The 23,300-nt window shown below is 39.3% G+C and carries 22 protein-coding genes; 10 read left to right on the top strand and 12 right to left on the bottom strand.

The features are described from left to right. The first annotated feature begins 45 nt into the window (after nt 1-45). A complete protein-coding gene (locus tag ACPPVU_RS05770) occupies nt 46-1,686 on the top strand; it encodes a hypothetical protein (RefSeq protein WP_426670735.1) in 1,641 nt (546 codons plus the stop codon). A gap of 305 nt (nt 1,687-1,991) precedes the next feature. On the opposite strand, the gene ACPPVU_RS05765 is transcribed toward ACPPVU_RS05770, so the two are convergent. From ACPPVU_RS05765 to ACPPVU_RS05750, 4 genes are read right to left on the bottom strand one after another with little or no spacing between them, the layout of a single operon-like run. Next, nucleotides 1,992-2,645, bottom strand: a complete 654-nt coding sequence (locus tag ACPPVU_RS05765; protein ID WP_426670734.1) for a hypothetical protein — start codon at nt 2,643-2,645, stop codon at nt 1,992-1,994. Continuing rightward, the gene (locus ACPPVU_RS05760) at nt 2,642-3,472 is read right to left on the bottom strand and encodes an ABC transporter permease (RefSeq protein WP_426670733.1); all 831 of its coding nucleotides are present in this window, start codon (nt 3,470-3,472) and stop codon (nt 2,642-2,644) included. The genes ACPPVU_RS05765 and ACPPVU_RS05760 overlap by 4 nt, the downstream gene beginning before the upstream one ends. After that, nucleotides 3,469-4,326 carry an ABC transporter ATP-binding protein gene (locus ACPPVU_RS05755; RefSeq protein ID WP_426670732.1) on the bottom strand — a complete coding sequence of 286 codons (858 nt, stop codon included), beginning with the start codon at nt 4,324-4,326 and terminating at the stop codon, nt 3,469-3,471. The genes ACPPVU_RS05760 and ACPPVU_RS05755 overlap by 4 nt, the downstream gene beginning before the upstream one ends. Next, nucleotides 4,326-4,778, bottom strand: a complete 453-nt coding sequence (locus ACPPVU_RS05750; RefSeq protein WP_426670731.1) for a hypothetical protein — start codon at nt 4,776-4,778, stop codon at nt 4,326-4,328. The genes ACPPVU_RS05755 and ACPPVU_RS05750 overlap by 1 nt, the downstream gene beginning before the upstream one ends. Before the next feature lie 647 nt (nt 4,779-5,425). Between ACPPVU_RS05750 and ACPPVU_RS05745 the strand changes: the two genes are divergently transcribed. After that, nucleotides 5,426-6,034: a GIN domain-containing protein gene (locus tag ACPPVU_RS05745; RefSeq protein WP_426670730.1), complete on the top strand. Its 609-nt coding sequence runs from the start codon at nt 5,426-5,428 to the stop codon at nt 6,032-6,034. 445 nt (nt 6,035-6,479) lie between these two features. Continuing rightward, on the top strand, nt 6,480-7,355 hold the full coding sequence (locus ACPPVU_RS05740) for an ice-binding family protein (protein ID WP_426670729.1): 876 nt from the start codon (nt 6,480-6,482) through the stop codon (nt 7,353-7,355). A 150-nt stretch (nt 7,356-7,505) separates the two neighbouring features. On the opposite strand, the gene ACPPVU_RS05735 is transcribed toward ACPPVU_RS05740, so the two are convergent. The 3 genes from ACPPVU_RS05735 to ACPPVU_RS05725 form a co-directional block, all read right to left on the bottom strand. After that, on the bottom strand, nt 7,506-7,814 hold the full coding sequence (locus tag ACPPVU_RS05735) for a cytochrome ubiquinol oxidase subunit I (protein WP_426670728.1): 309 nt from the start codon (nt 7,812-7,814) through the stop codon (nt 7,506-7,508). A 105-nt stretch (nt 7,815-7,919) separates the two neighbouring features. Then, nucleotides 7,920-10,238 (bottom strand): FdhF/YdeP family oxidoreductase, encoded by a 2,319-nt coding sequence (locus tag ACPPVU_RS05730; RefSeq protein ID WP_426670727.1) that lies wholly within the window; start codon nt 10,236-10,238, stop codon nt 7,920-7,922. Next, complete coding sequence (locus tag ACPPVU_RS05725; protein WP_426672183.1) at nt 10,225-10,344, bottom strand: DUF7009 family protein; 120 nt, start codon at nt 10,342-10,344, stop codon at nt 10,225-10,227. Before ACPPVU_RS05725 ends, ACPPVU_RS05730 begins: the two co-directional genes overlap by 14 nt. Nucleotides 10,345-10,887: 543 nt before the next feature. Between ACPPVU_RS05725 and ACPPVU_RS05720 the strand changes: the two genes are divergently transcribed. Further along, nucleotides 10,888-11,466 (top strand): cupin domain-containing protein, encoded by a 579-nt coding sequence (locus ACPPVU_RS05720; protein ID WP_426670726.1) that lies wholly within the window; start codon nt 10,888-10,890, stop codon nt 11,464-11,466. 130 nt (nt 11,467-11,596) lie between these two features. Here the strand turns inward: ACPPVU_RS05720 and ACPPVU_RS05715 are convergent, their stop codons facing one another. After that, nucleotides 11,597-12,262, bottom strand: a complete 666-nt coding sequence (locus ACPPVU_RS05715; protein ID WP_426670725.1) for an FAD-binding oxidoreductase — start codon at nt 12,260-12,262, stop codon at nt 11,597-11,599. Nucleotides 12,263-12,435: 173 nt separating this feature from the next. Here ACPPVU_RS05715 and ACPPVU_RS05710 point away from each other — a divergent pair, with 173 nt between their 5' ends. The 4 genes from ACPPVU_RS05710 to ACPPVU_RS05695 all read left to right on the top strand — a co-directional run bounded on the left by ACPPVU_RS05710 (nt 12,436) and on the right by ACPPVU_RS05695 (nt 15,222). Next, entirely contained in the window at nt 12,436-13,110 is a 675-nt protein-coding gene (locus tag ACPPVU_RS05710) for a response regulator transcription factor (RefSeq protein ID WP_426670724.1), read from the top strand. Continuing rightward, nucleotides 13,110-14,360: a sensor histidine kinase gene (locus ACPPVU_RS05705; RefSeq protein WP_426670723.1), complete on the top strand. Its 1,251-nt coding sequence runs from the start codon at nt 13,110-13,112 to the stop codon at nt 14,358-14,360. The genes ACPPVU_RS05710 and ACPPVU_RS05705 overlap by 1 nt, the downstream gene beginning before the upstream one ends. Before the next feature lie 165 nt (nt 14,361-14,525). Continuing rightward, on the top strand, nt 14,526-14,702 hold the full coding sequence (locus ACPPVU_RS05700; RefSeq protein WP_426670722.1) for a hypothetical protein: 177 nt from the start codon (nt 14,526-14,528) through the stop codon (nt 14,700-14,702). 94 nt (nt 14,703-14,796) lie between these two features. Further along, nucleotides 14,797-15,222 carry an LIC_13387 family protein gene (locus tag ACPPVU_RS05695; RefSeq protein WP_426670721.1) on the top strand — a complete coding sequence of 142 codons (426 nt, stop codon included), beginning with the start codon at nt 14,797-14,799 and terminating at the stop codon, nt 15,220-15,222. Between the two features lie 62 nt (nt 15,223-15,284). Here the strand turns inward: ACPPVU_RS05695 and ACPPVU_RS05690 are convergent, their stop codons facing one another. Further along, the gene (locus ACPPVU_RS05690; RefSeq protein WP_426670720.1) at nt 15,285-16,064 is read right to left on the bottom strand and encodes a hypothetical protein; all 780 of its coding nucleotides are present in this window, start codon (nt 16,062-16,064) and stop codon (nt 15,285-15,287) included. A 289-nt stretch (nt 16,065-16,353) separates the two neighbouring features. After that, nucleotides 16,354-17,148, bottom strand: a complete 795-nt coding sequence (locus ACPPVU_RS05685) for a hypothetical protein (RefSeq protein ID WP_426670719.1) — start codon at nt 17,146-17,148, stop codon at nt 16,354-16,356. A gap of 390 nt (nt 17,149-17,538) precedes the next feature. On the opposite strand from ACPPVU_RS05685, the gene ACPPVU_RS05680 reads away from it, so the two are divergent. Next, nucleotides 17,539-18,666 (top strand): mechanosensitive ion channel family protein, encoded by a 1,128-nt coding sequence (locus tag ACPPVU_RS05680; RefSeq protein WP_426670718.1) that lies wholly within the window; start codon nt 17,539-17,541, stop codon nt 18,664-18,666. A gap of 117 nt (nt 18,667-18,783) precedes the next feature. Then, on the top strand, nt 18,784-19,062 hold the full coding sequence (locus tag ACPPVU_RS05675) for a hypothetical protein (protein ID WP_426670717.1): 279 nt from the start codon (nt 18,784-18,786) through the stop codon (nt 19,060-19,062). Nucleotides 19,063-19,633: 571 nt separating this feature from the next. Here the strand turns inward: ACPPVU_RS05675 and ACPPVU_RS05670 are convergent. Both ACPPVU_RS05670 and uvrA read right to left on the bottom strand, forming a co-directional pair. Further along, nucleotides 19,634-19,915 carry a hypothetical protein gene (locus ACPPVU_RS05670; RefSeq protein ID WP_426670716.1) on the bottom strand — a complete coding sequence of 94 codons (282 nt, stop codon included), beginning with the start codon at nt 19,913-19,915 and terminating at the stop codon, nt 19,634-19,636. 204 nt (nt 19,916-20,119) lie between these two features. After that, nucleotides 20,120-23,047, bottom strand: a complete 2,928-nt coding sequence (gene uvrA / locus ACPPVU_RS05665; protein ID WP_426672182.1) for an excinuclease ABC subunit UvrA — start codon at nt 23,045-23,047, stop codon at nt 20,120-20,122. Nucleotides 23,048-23,300 lie beyond the last annotated feature (253 nt).

Here is a 23,300-nt window from a genome sequence, read left to right as displayed (position 1 = left end):
CATTTGGACGCCGAAACTATCCTTTAATTAATTAAAATTAATAACATGCTTACATACTTGTTCAAGATTATCCGGTCAACTTTATCCATAAATCAGCCTGGCAATATATCCGCAGCGACTAACCGTCTTTTTGTAAAAAAGCCGAACATCTGTGTAACTAAACTTGCGATTTTGGCGATGTTTTTCCCATCGCTGTCTTTTGCCCATGGGTTTAAATTTAAGATAAAGAACACCTCAAAAACAGATATTGCTGTTTTTTATAAGATCAGTAAAAATTCGGGTAATTTTAAATTGAAGGCACTATTAAAGCTGAAACCTGGTGAAGAAAAAATAAAAGATGTATCGGTGAGTAAAGGGGACACAATTTCTTTTTACGGACAAGACTCTGAAGATCAAACTTCTGTTACCATAAAGAAAGATTTTACAGAGCTAGAACAAAGCGTAGATAAAATCATAACTATACCAATCATCATACCGATAAAACAGACTACAAACTTTGAATCGCTGGAAGGGTTAAGTGTTAAACTGGAGCACAATAAAGTCCTTAATTTTTTGCTAAAAATGGACTCATCGTCAATGAGCAGCCTTTCCATGCTGGAAAAGAACTTTCAAAATATTTATCCTCTTGGTACTTTTATCTTTGTCGACATTAAAACTAATCGGTTATTGCTGCCTCCGTTAGAACCGTCTTTTTGGAACAGCAGTGAAAACTATCTCACTATTCAAGACAGCCTGGATGCCATGGTGAACAAGGATCGCAGAGGAATGGCAAATGCGCAGGTTGCTTATTTTGTCGCTAAAATGTTTGATTCCTTAAGAGTGAACAATACTGCAGAACTTGAATTTAAGGCGAAACTTTCCTTGATAAGGTGGAAACCGACACCGACTGCTAACATATACCAGATATTTAATGATAAAGCTGTGCTGGATTTTTTACAGAACTGTTATGCACAGATCGATAACCCCGACAAAGAATACCAAAGGTTCAGGCTTTATTTTCTGTCATCGTATGAGCGAATTGACAACCTGGAAGTTTACGGCAAACAATATTACAATTTCGGAAATGAGACAGATTTTTCGTTAAGCACACCAACCCAGGTTTTCAGTACTAGCCTTGGGGTTATGTATACAAAGAATAAAACGTTTAGCAATTACTACTCAGTACAGGGCGCCGTTCTTCGAACCAAAGCTTACGATTTTACTTCATTATTATTTAATGGATTTAAAAATAGCATAAAGAATAAGATCATCGCTGATACTTATGCTAACCAGCATAAAATTGTCAATGACATTTTTGATGAATATAAGAGTCTGGTAGCTTATAATCCTGATCCTGTACGATTAACCCTCCAGGCGCTTGATCCTAAAGACGTTACTCCTTCGCTATTACCAATCGAAACTACAATAAACAATTTATCACCTTATAGCTTTGAGGCTGCCGACACGTCAAAAGAAGTATCAGCCGTTGCTAATAACTATAAAATTGACACGTTTAACAATAAGGTAAAACTGTTTAATTCACATCTAAAACAGATTAACGACCTCTTTAAGCAACTGGATCAGACTAATATTGATCTAACCAAAATATCCCAGGTCAATACTGATAAGAGTTTTAGCAGTTCCGTAAATTCGCCGGGCTTGTTACAGGAAATTGAGGTTAATAGCCAGATTGTTCGTAAGGAATGATCGAAATAGTTTATATCAATCTATTCTCAATGGGAGGTCTTGAATATTTGAGATTATGTTTAAACTTATTTTGTTGTCATTTCGTATCGTGTACGACTGTTAAATCAGTTTAGGCAACGATCAGAAATAAAACCTACCAAGCTACTCGCTATTAGTAATAAATGTCTTTTGAACATAAAACTAAAAAGCGCCTACATAGACATGGAGGTGCTTTTTTATTTATACCACAGCAATAAGAAGAAAAGGACGGTGGAATATTTGGATTAATTGAAAATACAGACTGTGTACTGTCCTGAAATGAAACCTTATCCCTTACTGATCTTATAATCAGTAAACCGCATTTTTATTTTGCCCGTTTTGGTTTCCATTCCGCGCATCTTCTTGCGGTCTATTTTAGTGTCTTTTCCCATAAAATTCAGAGGGATTTTAAGTTTCTCAATCGCGAACGCAGCTTCGACATAATCTGGCAAAACATTGCTAAGCGTGGCATACTGCATAAGCAACGTATATGAGCCGTCTTTACGGGTATTGATTTCTGACTCCACTATGCGCGAGGCCTTCGTATCCATATACAAGGTGACCAGCACTAAATCAGATTTGCCATCAGTGGGGATGATATTAATAACTTTCAATGTTTGCCCGTTACGTTTCTCCAGCCCGCGTTCCACTGTTAAAAACGGATGCTTAAAGATCTCGCTAAGTGAAAAATCCAGTCCGCGTTTGGGCAACAATATAAAATCATTGGAGGAAAATTTCATAGGCTTGCCTTGTGTATAATATAGCTGCGCTTTCTTTGTGGGCATGTTAATAAAAGGCACATCCAGATCTAATGTTACTACGGCCGAAAACTGCTTAACCGAATCCATACGATTTTTAATGCGCATTAAATCGGCATCTATATTTTGCGCACCTGCAAATTTCGTGCTTAGCAACAGGAAGAGAATTATAGTACGGTTCATCCGATATCTTTTTTATGAAATGCTAATATCCCTGCAGCAGCAGCGGCCACACCATAAAATAGCAGCAAAGCATTGTTAATGCTTATCTTAAGCCAGTCGGTTTGGTAATTAAACAACTGCTGCCAGGTATCAACCAGTTTAGGAAAGAAAAAATTATTTAATCCCGCCACACCAAAATCTACCTTTAACAACAGATTGGTAATAATCAAAAACAAAGCAGCCGCTATCCAGGTCTGGGCGGCTTCCTTGATAAAAACGGCCAGGGTAACGCTCACTATGCTATAAAATGCCATCGCTACCGATCCTGATGCGAATGCCCAGCAAATTCGACTGAAAGCATCTGCCGACTCAAAAAAATTTAGTGTCCCTATGTAAACCACTAAATCACCGGTGCCGAATATGGCGTAAGCAAGTGTGAATGTCGTTATCATCATCAGGGCAATCACCAACAGGGTGAATAACAAGGCAATAATATATTTAACCAGGATAAACTTCCATTTTTCAACAGCCTGCAACATTACCGTCTGCACGGTGCCATCCTTATATTCATCCGTTACCATGCCAGAGGTAACGATCATTAGTATTAGCGGCACATTGAACCAAAGTGAATTAAGTACAGTGTACATAATGAGGTTCCCATTAAGCAGCTTCCCTTCGAAATAAAAAGATTGCCGCAGGTTACTTAGCAAAAGATCAAGTATCGCGCTACCCTGGTAGTATGCCATGATAAAAATCAAAAGCTGGATAGCAAAAATGGCCGTTATTGCATAGTACGTTTTACTTTGCTTGACGAGCTTTAATATTTCGGCATACAATAACCACCTCATGATGCTATGGGCGTATTAATCAATTGTTCCAAAGATAATTCGGGCGTGCAGGAAGTGACATCTATGCCCTCTGCCAGTAACTCCCTCAGCAGTACTGGTATTTGATTGCCGTTGCAAACCACGCGGGCATCGTTAGCACCCAATTGCGCATGATAATTTCTCAATACCATGGATGATGAAATATTTGTAGCTGTGATACTGAAGTTATGAATATTATTATTAACTAATTGATTGGTGGTGCCTGAGTTTACTATTTTGCCGTCGTCCAGTACATATAGATAATGGCAGCACTTGCTTAACTCGGCCATCAGGTGTGAGGAAAGTAAAATGGCAATGTGCTGTATGGCAGCCAATTCCGTTATCAGGCTGATCAATGAAGTGACGCCGATTGGATCCAGGCCGGAAAAAGGTTCATCCAAAATCAAATATTCAGGGTTGTTCAGCAAGGCTATTGCTATGCCCAAACGCTGCTTCATCCCCATTGAAAAATTACGTACGGGGTCTTTCCTGTCCAAGGGCAAGCCGACTTTAATGAGAGTTTCAATTATGCAGTGCTTATCTGTAGCAGCGCCCTGTATCCCGGCAAAAATTTTAAGATTGTCGTAAGCGTTAAGGTAAGGATAAAGTCCTGGCCTTTCAATAATGCCTCCGATAGGTTTAGTACAACTGGATGTTATACTGAAGCTACCTGAATCCGGCTTAATTAAGCCGCATAGTATTTTGAATAGCGTCGTTTTACCAGCACCGTTGCGCCCCAGTAAGCCACAAATTTGGCCAGGTACCAATTTGATACTAACCTCTTTTAAAACTTTGAGTGATGCATAGCTTTTGCTCAGGTTAGTTGCGGTAAGCATTATAAATAGATTTGTTGTTTAAGTGCCCGGTAATTAAACTTAGGCTCATAATATTTTTCCATGAAAGTTCGCGACCAAAAAGATCGCTTAAATAAAAACCATCGATCCACGAGCATGTAATGGGGTATTAAATGGTACCATTTAATGCCATGCCGGCGGTAATAATGTACCGCCTGATCTTCCATACCCAGTTCCCGGGCGGCTACTAAAAATGCATTACGCTGGCATTTTGAGCCTATGTACAAACGGGCGATTTTAGGTGTAAATCCGTGTGTGAATAAATTATCTTTAATGCGTTTATAATTTTGAAAACGCGACCATCCATCAAGAATCACCAGGAAAATATGGCTAAAGGCAAAAATAAGACACCCAAACCAAAATACGCTTAACATTACCGAATCGCCCCCGTAAGTGTCCCGGAATTTTTCCCAAAAAAACAAGGACTCAAACATGAAGAGTATAGATGAGTAATACAACAAACACCCTACGTTCCAAAATGACAATGCGGTGCTCGGTTGCCGAGGCAGTAGGTGCGGTTCTAACATAGCCAGGAATAAATATTGATAAAAGCGCAAACGGGATATAGTCGCCTATGTCCTTTTGGCAATATACTAATTTTTAATAAAAAAAGGGCGCATTTGTGCTACGTCTTATACCAGCAAACATCGTTCAAGCGCGAAAACTCATATAGGCGCGTTCACTTACACCCTCCTGTAAACTTAAAACGAGCTGTATTCTTTTTCCTGGTACCGGGCCTGACTGATTATTCATAATCAGAACCAGAGAAACAAATAAAATTTTATGGAGATAATGAGAAAAAAACGGCTTCGGGTTATGATTCTTTCCAATTTTTCAGCATGCTATTTTTGTAATTTCACTTTATTTATATTTTGTATACTATTGTAAATAAGGTATTTATTGCTAAAAAATCGCAATTTTTAAATAGTGTATTTATTACACTATGGTGATTATTCTCTCCATAATTAAGCTCATCTTTGCAGCGAATTAAAACGGTGCTTACCACTACTACATATTTTGTAAGCAGTTAAACTTTAGCACCGGATTAAAACAAACAAAAAGATTAATAAATTATAAAAAAATGAAAGCCAAAATTTTATCCATATTCCTGATGTTCGTTGCAATATCAGCTATATCCAAATCAACTTATGCCGCTACTGTAAATAGTGCAGACTATGTTATTTTGAACGACATTAAAGCAATTAATAAAATTGAGATCCACGGAAATGTTGAATTATTTATTTCAGATGGGTCAGCTCAGCAAGTTAAAGTTTATAACAAATATTACTCTGAACATGCTTTGGTACAAAGCAACAACGGCGTTTTACGTATATCATCCTACAATGCTGAAAAACTGGTAGTATGGGTGACTTCAGAAAACCTGAGTTCAGTTTCTGCTTATGATAATGCAGAATTAATATCATTTGGCAAGGTGTCTAAAATTGAATTTAGTGTTGACCTGCATGATTATGCAACAGCAAAACTGAATTTTGATTCGTACAGTGCCGAAGTAACATTAACCGGCCATTCAAAAATTGAGCTGAGTGGAACTGTGAATGAATTTAGCTTAAATCGTAGTGAAGGTTCAATTGTAATGAAGTCTGATCTTGTAGCAGATCATTATAATGAAAGCAAAAAAGTGATCGCACAAACAGTAACCAGCAAAGACGACCTGCTTGGTCTTGAATAATAGTTTTAGTTAGATTAGTTAATAATAGTGTAAAGAGCCGCTTGCAATTGCAGGTGGCTCTTTCTGTTTCGCGCCCGTTTTACGAGAAATTGAAAGGCCTTTTTTCTTTCAAGCATATAGATGCTTTTAGAATATTTAGTTTAGTTAACAGACTACAATATATTCCTTTATACTAATCACAATATAAATTCAAGTCATAACCTTAACTAATTATAAATTTTATTTTATTTAAATTAAAATTACTGTATAAGTCGTATCCGATTGTCTACAAAACAGCCCCCGACGAGTCTAAAAATGACAATGTCAGTAAAATAGACAAATAAAAATCAGAGCCAAATACCAATGCCAGAGTAGTGGACATCTAATAAAGGCCCCTGCTTTGCAGGTGTATTAATATATCGAAGCATTAGCTTTAATAATTCACAGTTCTTTAAATTATTAATTTATGAGTAAAAAACTCAATTTAACCAAAAGTAGTACCCAAGGCCGTCATAGCCGGGGCTATTTTAAACCATTAACTACCATTTGGTCAATATTACTATTGACTATTGTCTTTACAGCAGGATGTCAAAAAGAATCTTCAAGCCCGTCTCCTGACCCGACATTATCACCAAGCGAAATGGCTGCGAGCACAGCCCTGCATAGTACCGCTTTTGCGCCGGTAAACCTCAGAACAGCTGGCAATTTTACAATTTTAACTAAAACCGGGATCTCCACTACCGGCGTTACTTCAATTCTCGGTGATATAGGAGTGAGCCCGATAGCATCAACTGCAATCACCGGATTTGGATTAATAATGGATGCAAGTAACCAGTCTTCACACACCCCTATTGTAACAGGAAAAGTTTACGCGGCTAGCTATGCCGCCCCTACTCCATCTAAAATGACAACTGCTATAAGTGACATGCAAACTGCTTTCACAACAGCAAATGGCATTATATTTCCCGCGCCGATTGTTAATCGCTATGCCGGCGATATCAGTGGAAGGACTTTACTGCCGGGCGTCTACAAATGGAGTACCGGAGTTTTAATATCAAATGTTGGAGTCACTTTAAGCGGAAATTCAAATGATGTATGGGTTTTCCAGATCGCGCAAAATCTTACGGTAAATAATGCCGCTATTATTACTTTAAAGGGCGGTGCACAAGCCAAGAATGTCTTCTGGGTAGTATCCGGAAAAGCCACCCTTGGAACGACGGTTAATTTCAGTGGAAATATTCTGAGCAAAACACTGATCTCTCTTAATACCGGTGCAAAAGTCACTGGTAAATTATTAGCACAGACTGCAGTGACCTTAATAGCGAATTCTGTTCACCCATAACAGTTTATTGAGTATCACTCAAAAATCAATCAATTTAAAAAAGGAGCCTTTTATTTTTGAAAATATAGGCTCCTTTCTGCATCAAATATTATTTGGTTAGGAATGGCAGCCATTAGTATTGTTGTAATAGTTTACAGCTGTTTTTTGCTTTCAATAACTTGTCTCAGCCATTTTAACCTTTCCACGGAATGCCCAGAAAACAAAAATAGTATAGGTAGCTACCAGCGGTACTCCGATTGCGGCAATAATTAGCATGATGCCTACGCCAATACCAAATATCAGAGCGAATATTTTTATCCAGAAGCAGGTCATGATTTCATATATCTTTTTCCCGGTCATTTGGTACATGCCTTCCATTACCACCAGCATCACGCCGAGGCCAATGCTCAAGGGCGGGTAGATATAATGAAAGCTGATTGTAAATGCGAATTGTATTCTGCTTAAAACCTCGACATCCATTTGTGTTGCATTTTAATTTTCATAAAAAAAATTCAAAATGGTCATTTGCGACAATCTTTATAATCTTCCGGTTAAGTATCCGAAATCGTATAAATCCTATACCCGTTAAACCGGAGATTGATGTTTTTTTATTTTTATCCGGATAAACTTGGATGCCGGCATATTGCTTTCACCAACAACATTATTTATCGACATTAATACATTGGTTTCCGGAAAATAGGTCACCGTATTGCGTTCGGGAATTGGATAGGGAACTACGACAAATAATCGGGCTATGCGCTCTACGCCATCATCATAATTAAACAAATCAACTTTTTCACCTTCGGCATACCCCGCTTTATCCATATCCTTCCGGTTCATGAATACAACACGCCGCTCGTTCTTTATCCCACGATAGCGGTCTTCCAATCCATATATAGTGGTATTGAACTGGTCGTGGGTACGGGTTGATGCCATCATGTATTCATCGTCAGCCAATGTATTTACAGGTAATTTGGTAACCGTAAATGGCGCCTTATCTCCAAATTTATCGGTAATGAACTTACCTTCCCTGGCCCCATTAGGTAAATAAAACCCATTCCTCTCCCGTACGCGCTTATTGTAATTTTCAAAACCCGGGATACATTTTTCAATAATATCTCTGATATCGTCATAACTGTTCATGTAGCGCTTCCAGTCGATCACAGACCGGCTGCCTAAAGTAGCCATAGCCATTCTGCATACAATTTGGGTTTCATTTATCAGCTGATCAGAGACAGGTTTTAAAATACCTTTAGATGACTGGACTACACCCATTGAGTTTTCGGTGCTGATAAATTGCACCTCGCCGTTTACTATATCTTTATCACTCCTTGACAAGGTTGGCAATATTAAGGCCTCTTTTCCATGTACCAGGTGGCTGCGGTTAAGCTTAATGGAAACGTGCACGCTGAGCCTCAGCTTTCGCAATGCTTCGGCTGTATAGGTGGTGTCGGGTGTGGCCGAAAGGAAATTGCCCCCCATGGCAAAAAACACCTTTGCCTTTCCTTTATGCATCGCTTTGATGGCATTTACCACATCATACCCGTGTCCACGTGGCGGTTCAAACCCAAAAACCTCTTTTAAACGGTCGAGCTGTTTTTGTGTGGGCTTTTCATTGATCATCATGGTACGGTTACCTTGTACATTGCTATGCCCCCTAACCGGGCAAACACCTGCACCCGGCTTGCCTATGCTCCCCTTCATCAGGCAGATGTTTACAATTTCCCGGATCATGTCCACGCCATTGGGCTGCTGTGTAAGGCCCATACCCCAGCAAAAAATAATACGCTTATTATTTGCCAGCATTTCAGCAGCTTGACGAATATCTGATGAAGGCACCCCTGAGGCAATAGCCAGTTCGTCTAACTTATAGTTTTTAAACTGTTCAATAAAATCATTATAACCAACGGTATTCCCCGCAATAAATTCATTGTCCAGGACTTTTCCGGGTGATGACTTTTCCATTTCAAGCAGCAGCATTTCAAAGGCTTTTAACAAAGCCATATCGCCGTTTATTTTAACCGGAAGATAAATGTCGGCAAGCTGCCCACCTGTTCCCAGAACTCCTTTTATCTCCTGGGGGTTCCTGAAACCCATTAAACCGGCTTCGGGCAAAGGATTGATGGCCATGATATTTGCCCCGTTCTCTTTTCCTTTCTGCAGCGCTGACATCAAACGCGGCGCATTAGTACCCGGATTATGGCCAATAATAACTATCAGATCGGTATCATAAAAATCATTCAGCTTTACCGTTCCTTTGCCAATACCAATGGTCGGTTCCAGCGCAAAACCTGAAGTTTCATGGCACATGTTAGAGCAATCGGGCATATTATTGGTACCAAACTCTTTTGCAAATAGCTGGTACAGGAACGAGGTTTCATTGCTGGTGCGGCCGGACGTATAAAAAAGAGCCTCATCGGGTGATTCCAGCGCATTTAAATGCCCGGCGATCTTTGTAAAGGCATCATCCCAGCTAATTGGTCGGTAATGCGTGCCGCCTTCAGGCAGATACATAGGTTCGGTTAGCCGCCCTTTTTTACCGATCTCAAAATCGGTTAAATTAGCCAGGTCAGCAACAGAATTCTGCGCAAAAAAATCGGCCGTTACTTTTTTTGTGGTGGCTTCTTCCGCCAGTGCTTTCGCTCCATTCTCGCAATACTCACCCACCGGCGACCGGTCATCATCCGGATCAGGCCAGGCGCAACTGGGACAATCAAAGCCACCTCTCTGGTTCATGGCAAATAATGCCCTTGTTCCCCTAAAGGGAATCCCTTCCTCCATTACATCACTTAAAGCTGCCACTACAGCCGGAATGCCGGCTGCCCATTTTTTTGCCCCGGTTGATTTTAAATTCAACAACTTTTCCGGGTTTTCAGCCGATGGGATTTCTTTATCTGTTGCCATAGCAATTTAATTTAGTTTTTTGTAATGCCAATGGATTAGGATAATTATCACTCTGATCTTCATCCACATTATCCAGGCAGGTAAAATCTTTTTTTGAAGCGCTAATTCTGCCTGGCTGGCCTCCTTATCTAAAACATTTTATAGGGTTATGTATTTAGTTCACATTAAGTCAGCCTCACTCTGCTTTATGCTTTTCTCTAAATTTCCTGGTACTTATCCGGCTAATAAGCAATGGTTTATTTACTTCAAAATTACTAAACAAACATCTGATTATAACTTGATTAAATAATTATTTTGCGAACTAAATACATGATCATAAAACTTATCATGTCACAGTTATCAGTATCTTTCAATCAATAAACACCATTGCCATTTAACGGCGATGTCCATGTTTACCAGGGGCTGCACTGAGCTTATGTCCGCATCCTTGATGAAATTAAACAAAAATACCTTGCTATATAAAAGCTGACTAATACTGCAAATTCCACTTCGTATAATTATCAAATATCGGGTCATAAAGACTGTGCGGGGATGATTACGGTCGGTTTCGTCCTGAATAGGGTCGACCTTATGTCAAAACACTCTGTATGCTCCGGTTTTATCAAACCAAAATGCAATGAATTTATGCATCAAGCGTTAATCAAAAATCATGGAACGTAAAACATTTTTATCATGGATTGGATTATTAGCCATAAGTACACAGAAGCCTTTTAATACCGATAAGCCAATGGAACCGGAAAAGCTGCTTTTTCACGATGACGGAACGATTCCAAACAGCAGGTTCCCGCTATTGATCTACCATAACGCCTTTACTGCCCGAAACGATGAAGGCGCCGCCTGGCTGGAGCAGCATTTTGCTACCAACAACTGGACAAACTCCTGGCGCAATGGCGTTTACTCTTTTCATCATTACCATAGCACTTCCCATGAAGTTTTAGGGGTTTACAGCGGCTCAGCATTGCTGCACCTCGGTGGTGAAAAAGGCCAAAAAGTAAAGGTGCAAGCCGGCGACATCATCGTTATCCCGGCAGGTGTAGGACATAAGAACCTCGGCAGCGACAACCTGGGCATAGTAGGTGCTTATGAAGATGGTCGTAGCTGGGACATCAACAGGGGGCTGCCAGGTGAACGACCCGGGACCGACGAAAACATCGCTGCTCTGCCTATACCCAGGACAGACCCATTCACCGGCAAATCAGGCGGATTGACGGCCATCTGGAAAAAGTAAGTTTTTTCCGACCTCAGACTCCCGATTCAGGACTAAACGTCAATTCTTAATTGGACACGACACCAGGTTGATACGACTATTAAAAAGGTCTTCAGATCATCGGAAAGCCTTTTTCGTAATCACAGGTAAATCACTTTTCAAAAATCACCGAATCCGGTTTGGCGCCTAATTTTCCAAGTGTTTCGTTAATTTCATTTACCATTTCGTCAGGGCCGCATACATAAAAATGCTTTTTGAAATCTTTTACTTCAGCTTTTAAAAAATCTGCATTTATTCTTCGTTGATCATATTTGCTATCCTTCTGGCTTGTTATTGTAAAATGAGCCTTGTCACCCAATATCACTTCCAGCTCATTTTTCAGGATAATGTCTTTGTCTGTTTTGTTTGAGAAGAAAAGGACATTATCATCAATCTTGCTATCTTCATGCAACTGTCTTAGTATCGCTATAAAAGGTGTGATGCCCGCTCCACCAGCAATAAAATAGCCCGGCCCTTTGTATTCTATAGCACCCCATGCATCGCTGATGATCAACTCATCACCTGCACTCAATTGGCCAAGATGATGCGTAACGCCTTTAGGGTTAGTATATATCTTTATAGTGAATTCCAGGTAAGGCTTTTCATTCAGGCAGGTAAAAGTAAACGGATGCTTGTTATCCTTCCATTCCGGTTTATTTATAGACAGATCGGTTGCCTGTCCCGGGACGAATTGGAAACCTTCCGGTTTTTCAACAACAAAGCGTTTTACATTATGTGTGACATTTTCCGCAGAGATAATTTTAACGATGTGATCCATAAGATAAGTAATTTTTAGAACAAACTTAGGCAATACCGAATTGACGGCAACCTAAAAACAAGCTTGTACGCAAAAGGTTTATGTTGACGCGGAGCACTTCATATTAAAAACAGAATTGAGATGTAAACTTGTTAAACACTTGATTTAACTGGTCATTAACACAATAAAATCCATTGAAATTTCTGATTGTTGAAGATGAAATCGGGCTCCGCCAAAATATAGCAGATTATCTAAGCGATGATGGCAACGTATGCGAAAGCTGCAGTTGTTTAAAGTGTGCGGTTGAGAAGCTATTAGATTATACTTACGATTGTGTAATATTGGATATTGGCTTACCTGATGGCGAAGGCTTTGCGGTGCTTAATTTCTTACAAACAAATGAAAGAAATGAGTCGGTATTAATTATATCAGCCAGAGGATCTTTGGATGACAAAATAAAAGGACTGAATTTCGGCGCGGACGATTATTTAACAAAGCCTTTTCACCTGGCTGAATTAAAGGCAAGAGTCGTAGCCATTTACAGGCGAAAGACTTTCAGCAGCAATAATATTATTACTTTCCACGAGATCTCAATTGATTTACAGGGAAGAATGGTAAGCGTAAATGAGAATATTCTTACCCTGACGCGAAAAGAATACGATATACTTTTGTATTTTATTGCCAATAAAGGTAAAGTTATCTCCAAAAACGCTATTGCTGAACATTTATGGGGAGATGAGATGGACCTAAATGATCATTTTGATTTTATTTATACACATATAAAAAATCTCAGGAAAAAGCTAACAGATGCCGGTTGCAACGATTATATAAAATCTTTATACGGAATAGGTTATAAATTTATTGCCTGATGAAACTTGCCGGCCACTATAATAAAGCGAGTATTTTAATAACCATTTCGGTATTGTTCATTGGGGGGATCATCTATTTTTTTGCGATCACCCATATTTCAAGAATACAACTTGACCGTGACCTTACTGAAGAAATTGAAGAGGTTAAGGAGTATGTATCTGGCAATAATCGTATTCCACGGCAGGTTGACTTCGATGAGGATCAAACTGTCTTTATAAAAACGAATCAAAAAGCATTAACAAGAAGATATTTCGATACAGTTTACAATAACCCCAAAGAGAAAAAAAGCGAAGGCGGACGCGCGGTAGAGGACCTGGTAAAACTAAATGGCGAGTACTACAAGGTTATTATCACAGAATCAAGAGAAGGTGCAGAATACCTGGTGCAGGTTATTGCACTAATTACATTAGTGTTAATGATAGCCCTTCTTCTCATTCTATTTATTACAAACAGATATGTTCTAAAAGGTTTGTGGAAACCATTTTACAGCATACTAGGCAAATTAAAGGCATTTAATGTTTCAGAACCATCAAATTTTAATTTACAAAATAATAGTGTTGATGAATTTACTGAGTTAAGCCGCGCAGTACAAATCATGTCATCAAGGGTGAAAAATGATTTCCAGCATCTGAAACTTTTAACAGAGAATGCTTCTCATGAAATGATGACGCCGTTAGCTGTTATAACCGCGAAACTGGATACCCTTATACAGGATGAATCATTTAAAGCAGAACATTATGACCTGATAAATGATATCTACATGGCATCAGGTAAGCTATTAAGACTCAATCAAACCATGTTATTGCTGGTTAAGATCGAAAATAATTTGATCGAGGATAATGAGTCGTTGAGCCTGGATAATTTGATACGTGAAAAATTAAGCCAGTTTCAAGAATTAATAGCCGCAAAAAACATAACAGCCATGCAAAGGCTTAGACAGAAAGAAATATTTGCAAGTAAATATCTGATAGATGTTCTTTTAAACAATATTTTCAGCAATTCAATACGTCATAATTATGTTAACGGCAATCAAAATATAATTTTGACAGAAGGGAAGCTGATCATTCAAAACACCGGAGCAGTAACTGCATTAAACCCGGAAACAATATTTGACAGGTTCCAAAAAGGCAGCCAATCAGATGGCACAGGGTTGGGGCTAACTATAGTTAAAAATATTTGCAACCTGTATAATTGGGAAATTGCCTATTACTACGCAAAGTCACTGCATACTTTCGAGATCACATTCTAAGTCCATCAATTAGAAGCTTATTAAATAGTAGCTTTACTTATTAATAGGCAGGCTATTCATTATCGCATAATCGATTGAAAAACAGATTCATGCAAAAAATACCAAATTTCCTGTAACCAATTTATTTTACAGAAGTCTCCATACAAAATTAGAATTGAAAGCTGTTTGAATACGCTGAGCGATAATGCAATAATGCTCCGGGTGAAAGCCGGAGACCTGGATAAAATGGGCCTGCTGTTTGAGCGGCACAACCGTTCTTTGTATGGATTTTTGTTTCACATGACCTGTCAGCGTGAGGCAAGTGAGGATTTGGGCAAATCCGGTGAAGAGTTTGCGTTCTGAGTGACCAGGGATTAGTGATTGGTGATTAGTGATCGGTAAAAGAGAAGCTTCACACAATTTTCTGATTATTATTATATTGCAGTAAAAAACCAATATGAAACCCAAGCTCCTATTGCGAATCGCCGCAATTTTAATTTTTGTTCACTCGGTCCTGCATACCTTTGGTTTTAGAACATGGAAAGAAGCGCCGGACCCTGTCTATAAATCAGTAGTTGATGGAATGACCGGGCATAAATTTCCTTTTATGGGTGCAATACGTACGCTGGGCGATTTTTATGAAGGCTTTGGTTACTCCTGCTCCATAGCGTTAATCCTGATAGCTATCGTTTTGTGGTTTGTTTCGGGCGAAACAAACAATAGTGCAAGCCTTTCGAAGAAAATCATCTATGCCGTAGGGATAGCTTTAGTAGCATGGGGTATAGATGAGTTAATTTATTTTTTCCCTTTTGCAGCCATTATTACATTAACTGCGGCAGTATTAACCCTTGCGTCCGGTTTTGTGATGAAAAAGAGCAGCTGATTTAAATTAACAAATGTCATTGCAGGGCGTAATTCATACACCTGCAATGACATATTTCCCCCTCACTTAACCCGTCTGTAAATTTCAGTGGTTATCAAATTGGCTTTAGAATCATTGATCACCTGCGAATATTCATCATTGCCGTTAAGGGTGATCTTGATTGCAAACCTACGGCCAACCAATACCGAATGGCTTGACATTTCCTCTTCCTCGGTCAGCGTATCCTGCTTAAAACTGAAGGTGCCATACCCAAACCCGTTTTTAAAAGTTTTCTGTGCCTGATCAAGCGGATAGCGGTGAACAAACATAAAATGACCGCCCCAGAATATCTTAAATTGTGTTTCATTACCTTTTGTAGTGTCCTTCCCTTTTACCCAAAAAGTTTTATCCAATTTCCATAAACCATCCAGAAGGGAGGTATCGGATGCGGGTAGTTTGGAATAGTCTTCTATCAATTTCCATTTAACACCCTTTACTACTAGCAGATCAGGAATAATTTGTGAATAACCGCTATCTTTCCGTGTGATAAGTAGATTGAAGCTTTTGGATGAATCAAGATAACCACTGCTATATATGTTGCGTTCAATTATTCTGTTACCTGTATCCAAATTATATGAACCTACACCAAACCCAACTGATGAATCAGGAGCGGTACCGGAATACATAAAATATCGGTCGGTATAAACTTTCATCTGTGTTCTTCTATAAATAGTATCTTTCCCCCCACTACTGGCCATTTGTTTATCCAGTCTATACACACCCGCCTGAGATACTGTTTCTTTCTTCTTACACCCAAAAATTACGCAGCCTAATAAAGCCGCAAATATTAAAAGCTTTTTCATGTTGATTAAGTTTAATGGTGAACTAAGATGTTTGTTGTTGGTGGTTTATGGTAAAGGGTGGATTTTTTACCAATCGGTAAAAAATGCCCCTAACAAGAGTATATAAACCTCCATGGCTATTTTTTTCATAAATTTCATTATTAGGTGAATTGGTATAATAAATTTACGCATAATATAGCTTAGAATGAAACACATAATTTTTATAAAAAACTATGTATTTATCCTGAATCTGATGAGGAAACTGCTGTTTTGTTAAGGGAGATGCCCCTTATTTGTAAAAAAAATGATACTAAAACATGGAGTATTTTCTTAGTCGTTTATATATCTCCGTTGTTTGTTGATGCGTTCTTTCATCATTTAAAATCCGGGTATATTCATTATCCCCGTTAAGGGTAATCTTCGCATTAATTTTCTGATTTATGAGATCAGCATGGCTTGACATTTTCTCTGTTTCACTGAGAATATTGTCTTTAAAACTAAAATCCCCGTACCCAAATCCATCTTTAAATTTAGTGCCAAGCTCATCAATAGCATAACGGTGAATGAACATAAAATGCCCTCTCCAAAATACATTGAATTTGGTTTCGTGTTGCACAACAGTGTCTTTACCTTTTATGTGATACATTTTATCCAGCTCCCAAACTCCATCTAATGCTGAAGGACCTGTTAACGGGATACTGGAATACTCTTCTGTAAGTTTATACCTAACAAGCCCTGTCCTGGCCCATTCCGGGATAACACTGGTAAACCCATTATTTTTCTTGCTAATTGATGCAACAAATATCTGGGTTGAATCTAATGCCCTGCTGTTGAATATATTGTGCTCAACAATCGTATCAGTGGCACCCAACTCATAAGATCCAATAGCAATACGAACAGATGAGTCGGCCGCGATGCCAGCATATATATAATTCTGGTCGGTGTAGATTTTCATCTGTTCTTTAATCCAGGTGGTATCTCGCTGTCCTCCGCTTATCGTTTGCTTTTCCAGTTTAAATACACCGGCATAGGATACCTTTTTAACTTTCTTGCATCCCCAAAATATACAGCTTATCAAAATGGCAAATATTAGAATCTTTTTCATACAGATTTTTTTGAATGCTTCGATACTAAAACAAATTAATTAACATATAATGCCAAATTTACAGAATTATATTTTGTAAAATAAAATATAATAGAATTTAATTATGAATACGTGCTTAATTTATCTTTTGCTTGTTGTTGGTGACATCGACCGGGGAGGATATACAAAGGAGAAAAAAAAAATGGGTTTCGGAGTTGAATTTTTGCCGTGCATTTGCTACAGAGAACGACAGGACTAAAGCGCTCAGGCTGATGAAGAATATCCTCATGGATCTGTTGATTTAACGCATAGACATCAAACGGGATTAGTTGTTACATGAACACTGATACTTAAGAACTCCTAAACAAATTTAGTTTCACCGTGTTCAGTAAGCGGATATAATTTAACTTGATGGATAGCCTGCTGCAAACATGGTCTCAACAATTCCCCGCGTGGGCCTGGAATCTGGGCGTAGTAATAGCAGGTCTGCTGATCGGCTATATCCTGAAACTAATTATTACCGGTGTCTTGCGATTTTATAGGAACCGGGATGATTATTCGCTCTTCAAGTCAATCATTACACACCTGGGTCGGCCGCTGAATTTCTTCGTGCCATTATTCATACTGAATTTTATGCTCCCGCTGGAGAGAATCAGTAAAGATACTCTTACCCTGCTCGATAGGCTCATTAGTATATTGGTTATTATAGCCTTTGCAAATCTGCTGATCAATGCTTTCAAAATCTTTGAAGATTACGTGTACCACCAGTATGATCTTAAAAAAGAAGATAATCTGAAAGAGCGTAAAATAAGAACCCAGCTAATATTTGTACGAAAAGTGGTTATTATCATCATCGTAATGGTAACCTTATCCATCATCTTACTAAGTTTTGAGAATGTGCGTAAAATAGGGGCCGGTTTACTTACAGGTGTGGGTATTGGCAGTATTATTATAGGTTTTGCTGCACAGCGGTCATTGGCCAATTTCCTTGCCGGGATGCAGATCGCTTTTACCCAGCCTATTCGTATTGATGATGTGCTGGTAGTTGAAGGCGAATGGGGACGTGTGGAGGACATTACACTCACCTATGTGGTAGTTGCGATTTGGGACCAGCGCCGGCTCATATTACCCATTACTTATTTTATTGAAAAGCCTTTTCAGAACTGGACAAGGTCTACCTCTCAATTATTAGGGACTGTGTTTCTTTATGTCGATTACACCTTCCCTGTAGATGATTTGCGTAATGAACTGGATCGCCTGTTAAAGGCAACTAAACTATGGGATAAAAGGGTGGGTAAATTACAGGTGACTGATGCCAAAGAATATACGATTGAGTTACGTGCCCTTGTCAGCGCCCGGAACTCATCTGATGCTTTTGATTTGCGTTGTTATATACGCGAAAGCCTGTTAAAATATATCGGTGACAACATGCCGCAAAGTTTGCCGCAGACGAGGTATCAGAAAACCGGGGAGGAGAAAATTGTTGGCGACAATACCAACAATGTGGAGAAAAAAGTAAAATCTGATCAACGCGACTGAACAATTTACATTTTTACTCTGTTATAGAATTTAGTTTCTTCTTCTTAAAATGATGGGGAGCTAATATCAACTTATTTTATTAATTTAACAGGTGCGACTCATATGCGCAAACTAACCATGAAAACAGCAAACTACTCTTCGCTTTTAGATCAAATCTTAGATAAATTGCGCCCTGTTGATCTGCACACCATAGAAAACCGGTTAGCTATTAAATCGCGTGTTGAGCATTTATTAGCTGAAACTGGTCTAACTACAGCAGAACTGGGATCTCGCATCCGCGGGGAAATAGTTGCTTTGCGTTCATGGTTATCCGGAACGAGAGACCTGACTGTTGAAACGCTTCACGAGCTTTGTTTATCACTGCATATTTCCCTGGGTGACCTTGTTTTGGAGTAGCATTTAGCATGTACCGTAGGTATGACAAAAATTGACATATATGACGAATAAATCGCATAACACATATCATACCTACAGCACGGAATACGTTATTCATTTTTTTCTACCAACATTTGGCTCCGATGGAGCCACTCGCGGCACCAAATCGCGCCATCGGCGCTAAATGTTGGTAACACCTCACTTAAAAGCCTTTAACATGCCGTAGGTATGCAATAAATCTGCATGCGATATTCACGTGGTGAATCAGAAATATTTGCAGATTGTTGGTGACAACACCATAGATGTTCGGAATATAGCCAAAACAGGGAATTGTCATTCTGAGCGAGAGCGAAGAATCTTCTTCACCAGGACTTCACGGTGGAAGGTATAGCGCATACTTAGTAAACGCAGAAGATTCTTCACTATGTTCAGAATGACAAAATAAATATGTTGTATATTTTTTCGATCTCCCGAACACTTGTAGTGACAAAACTAACAATGGCTGAAAGACGAGGAATCAGAAAAATGAAAAAGATCTGGGAATTATTGGTAATAATATCAAAAATATGGAGGCCCCATATCGGCAATACTTTTAGAATCCCATGTATGTTTCTTTAAATTCCCCTGGCGATTCAAATATCAATTCATTAGCTGTCTCATCTTTATTAACTTTAGTTGAACGAATAGTTAAGTAAAAAATATGACCCATATTGTTTCCTTTGATAGTATAATAAACTGCATCGCTCGTTTGTTTCCTATCTATTATTGTATAAGATTCATGAGCGTTAAATTTTTCATTTATTTTTTCAACTTGATTTCCTTGAAAGTGGAAGTATGTTGAGGTTGATCCACCTCTGCCATCTGATGATGACATGAGTTGGGGTTTGATATATGAATCCCTGATATTAATAGATTGACCGAATCCAATAGCGGGTATCAATAAAATGGATAGAAAAAAGCAATGCTTTAAAATCATAAATCGATTCTGAAATGTGATAAAATAAACGGTACTTGAAATATAATCAATTTACTTCCATTTTACAATTACAAAAACAATATAGAATTAACTTATATATTTTTACTTCCCTACCCAATCCAAATGCTTCTCCTTTGCAGTGCCTGGCGCTGAAAATCTTTCTTTCAGGAATTCGCCAGTATAGGATTGCTCTTGTTTGATCAGGTCTTCGGGTGCTCCTTCAAAGATTACTTTACCACCATTATCGCCACCTTCGGGACCGATGTCGATCACCCAATCTGCGCATTTGATCACGTCCATATTGTGTTCTATCACTATGATGGTATTGCCATGATCCAGCAGGGCATCAAATGATTTAAGCAGTTTCTTGATATCGGCAAAGTGCAGACCGGTTGTCGGTTCATCAAAGATGAACAGGGTTTTGTTGGAGTTATTTCCCTTAACCAGAAAAGATGCCAGCTTGATACGCTGTGCCTCACCACCAGACAGGGTGTTGGATGACTGTCCCAATTGTACATAACCCAAACCCACATCAACCAGCGGTTTTATTTTACTGATGATCTTAGGTTCTTTTCTGAAGAACTCCAAAGCCTCATCAATGGTCATGCTCAATACATCCGATACGTTTTTGTCCTGGTAAGTTACATCAAGTATGTGCTGTTTAAAGCGTTTGCCACCGCAGGTTTCACAAGTCAGGAAGATATCAGCCATAAACTGCATCTCAATCTTCACTTCGCCCTCGCCCTGGCAAACATCGCAGCGACCGCCTTCTACGTTAAAAGAAAAAGCTGATGGTTTTAACCCGGCTGCTTTGGCTACCGGCTGACTGGCATACAGGTTACGTATCTCGTCCCATGCCTTAACATAAGTAACCGGGTTTGACCGTGATGAACGCCCGATCGGGTTTTGGTCAACAATCTCGACCTGTTCTACTTTCTGATAATCGCCTTCAATACTATCATAGGAGCCGGTTTGTTCGCCTGTATAATTGCCAAGTACCTTTTGTAGCGCCGGAGCAAGAATGCGTTTCACCAAACTGGTTTTACCAGATCCGGATACGCCTGTAACTACAGTAAGCACACCCAGCGGGAATTTGGCATTTACATGTTTCAGGTTGTTTTCGCGTCCGCCACGTATCTCGATATAATCATTCCATTTACGACGGGTTGCCGGGATAGCTATTTGCTCTTTACGTGCAAGATAACGACCGGTAAGGCTATTATCATCCTGTATGATCTCATCATAAGTGCCGGAGAAGATGAGTTCACCGCCGTGCGTACCAGCCTCGGGACCAATATCAATAATATGATCGGCAGCCTGCATGATCTCTTCTTCGTGCTCCACCACTAAAACGGTATTACCAACATCACGCAGCGATTTTAATACGGTGATCAGTCTTTGCGTATCACGGGGATGTAAACCTATGCTTGGTTCATCCAAAACATAAACCGAGCCTACCAAACTACTTCCTAATGAAGTAGCCAGGTTAATACGCTGTGACTCTCCACCTGATAAAGTATTTGAGAGACGGTTTAAAGTCAGATAACCTAATCCAACATTGTTCAGGAAACCCAGGCGATTGGTGATCTCCGTTAGCAACCGTTTAGCAATTTTCTGATCTTGTTCGCTTAAATCAAGGTTTGAGAAAAATTCATAAGCCTTGTCTAGTGGCATCAGCACAATATCGGTAATGGATTTACCTGCTATTTTCACAAATGAGGCATCCTGGCGTAACCGGCTGCCTTTACATTCGGGACAGGTGGTTTTGCCGCGATAGCGTGACAGCATTACACGGTATTGTATTTTATAAGTTTGTTCTTCAAGTTCCTTAAAAAAGGCATCCAGTCCGCGGAAGTATTGATTACCTGTCCACAATAAGCGCTGTTGTGCTTCTGTTAGCTGGTTATATTGACGGTGAATAGGAAAATCAAATTTTAAAGCATTTTTGACCAACTCCTCATTCCATTCGCGCATCTTTTCGCCACGCCACGGCGCTATTGCACCTTCGTATATCGTTTTACTTTTGTCGGGGATCACCAGGTCTTCATCAATGCCGATGATCTTGCCATACCCTTCGCAACGCTTGCAAGCGCCATAAGGATTATTAAAGCTGAAGAAGTTTGGCGTAGGTTCTTCAAAGCTGATGCCATCCAGTTCAAAGCGATCGCAGAAAAACCGTTCTGTTTCTATTTCAGCATCCGGCTGTCTGTATCTTACATAGCAATCACCCTTACCTTCAAAAAATGCAGTTTGGACAGAATCGCCCAGGCGGCTTATGGTTTCGTCCGTTTCGTTTTTGGTGATACGGTCTATTACGATCTTAACTTCTGTGAAATGTTTAGCAATTAATGAGGTATCAACATTATCCTTTGCTTTTTTACTATCAGCTTTAAGCTGAATTTTCATCGAGCTATTATCTACCGACTCGTCAGCTAACAGATCCTCTATCCTTGATAACTTGCCCTGGTATTCAACCCTCACAAAACCCTTTTGGAGTAACACAGCCAGTTCTTCTTTTAGGCTGCGGTTATTATGAGGATAAAGCGGGCATAAGATGGTCACCTGACTTTCATCAGGTAAAGCCACAATAAAATTGATCACGTCCGTTACCGTATCTTTTTTGACCACCTGGCCGGATACCGGCGAAATAGTTTTACCGATACGTGAGAATAGCAGTTTCAGATAATCATATATTTCTGTAGATGTACCAACCGTTGAGCGCGGGTTAGAGGTGATCACTTTTTGTTCGATGGCAATAGCCGGAGCGATGCCTTTTATATAATCCACATCAGGCTTATTCATCCGGCCTAAAAACTGGCGTGCATAGCTTGAAAGACTTTCCACATAACGGCGCTGGCCCTCGGCATACAGCGTATCAAAAGCAAGTGATGATTTTCCTGAGCCTGACATGCCCGTAATAACAACCAGCTTGTTTTTGGGTATTGCCACATCCATATTCTTGAGGTTGTGTACCCTTGCGCCTTTAATTATAATGTGATGTTGGGGGTCTTTTTCTGTTTCTATGCTCATGTTGTGGTTCATGGCCCACAGATCATAGTTCATGGTTAGCTATGATCCATGAACTATGATCTATGAACTATTTTTCAAAATGCAAAAATCCTAAAATATTTAGCACTTTCCAAATCATTAGGTCGATTGATTGTAATAGTTTAATAAAATTTCACGGGGCTAAACCTTTGCGGTACAGGGGAGTCTAATTGTAAAAATTGTGTTAAAGTTGAACTCTCAAACAATAATTTGAGCACCAGTTAAAAATATAATT

The organism is Mucilaginibacter sp. McL0603 (genome assembly GCF_049992945.1).
Taxonomy (GTDB): Bacteria; Bacteroidota; Bacteroidia; order Sphingobacteriales; family Sphingobacteriaceae; genus Mucilaginibacter.
The sequence above is the reverse complement of the archived record's forward strand: the minus strand, read 5'-3'. Positions and strand labels throughout refer to the sequence as shown.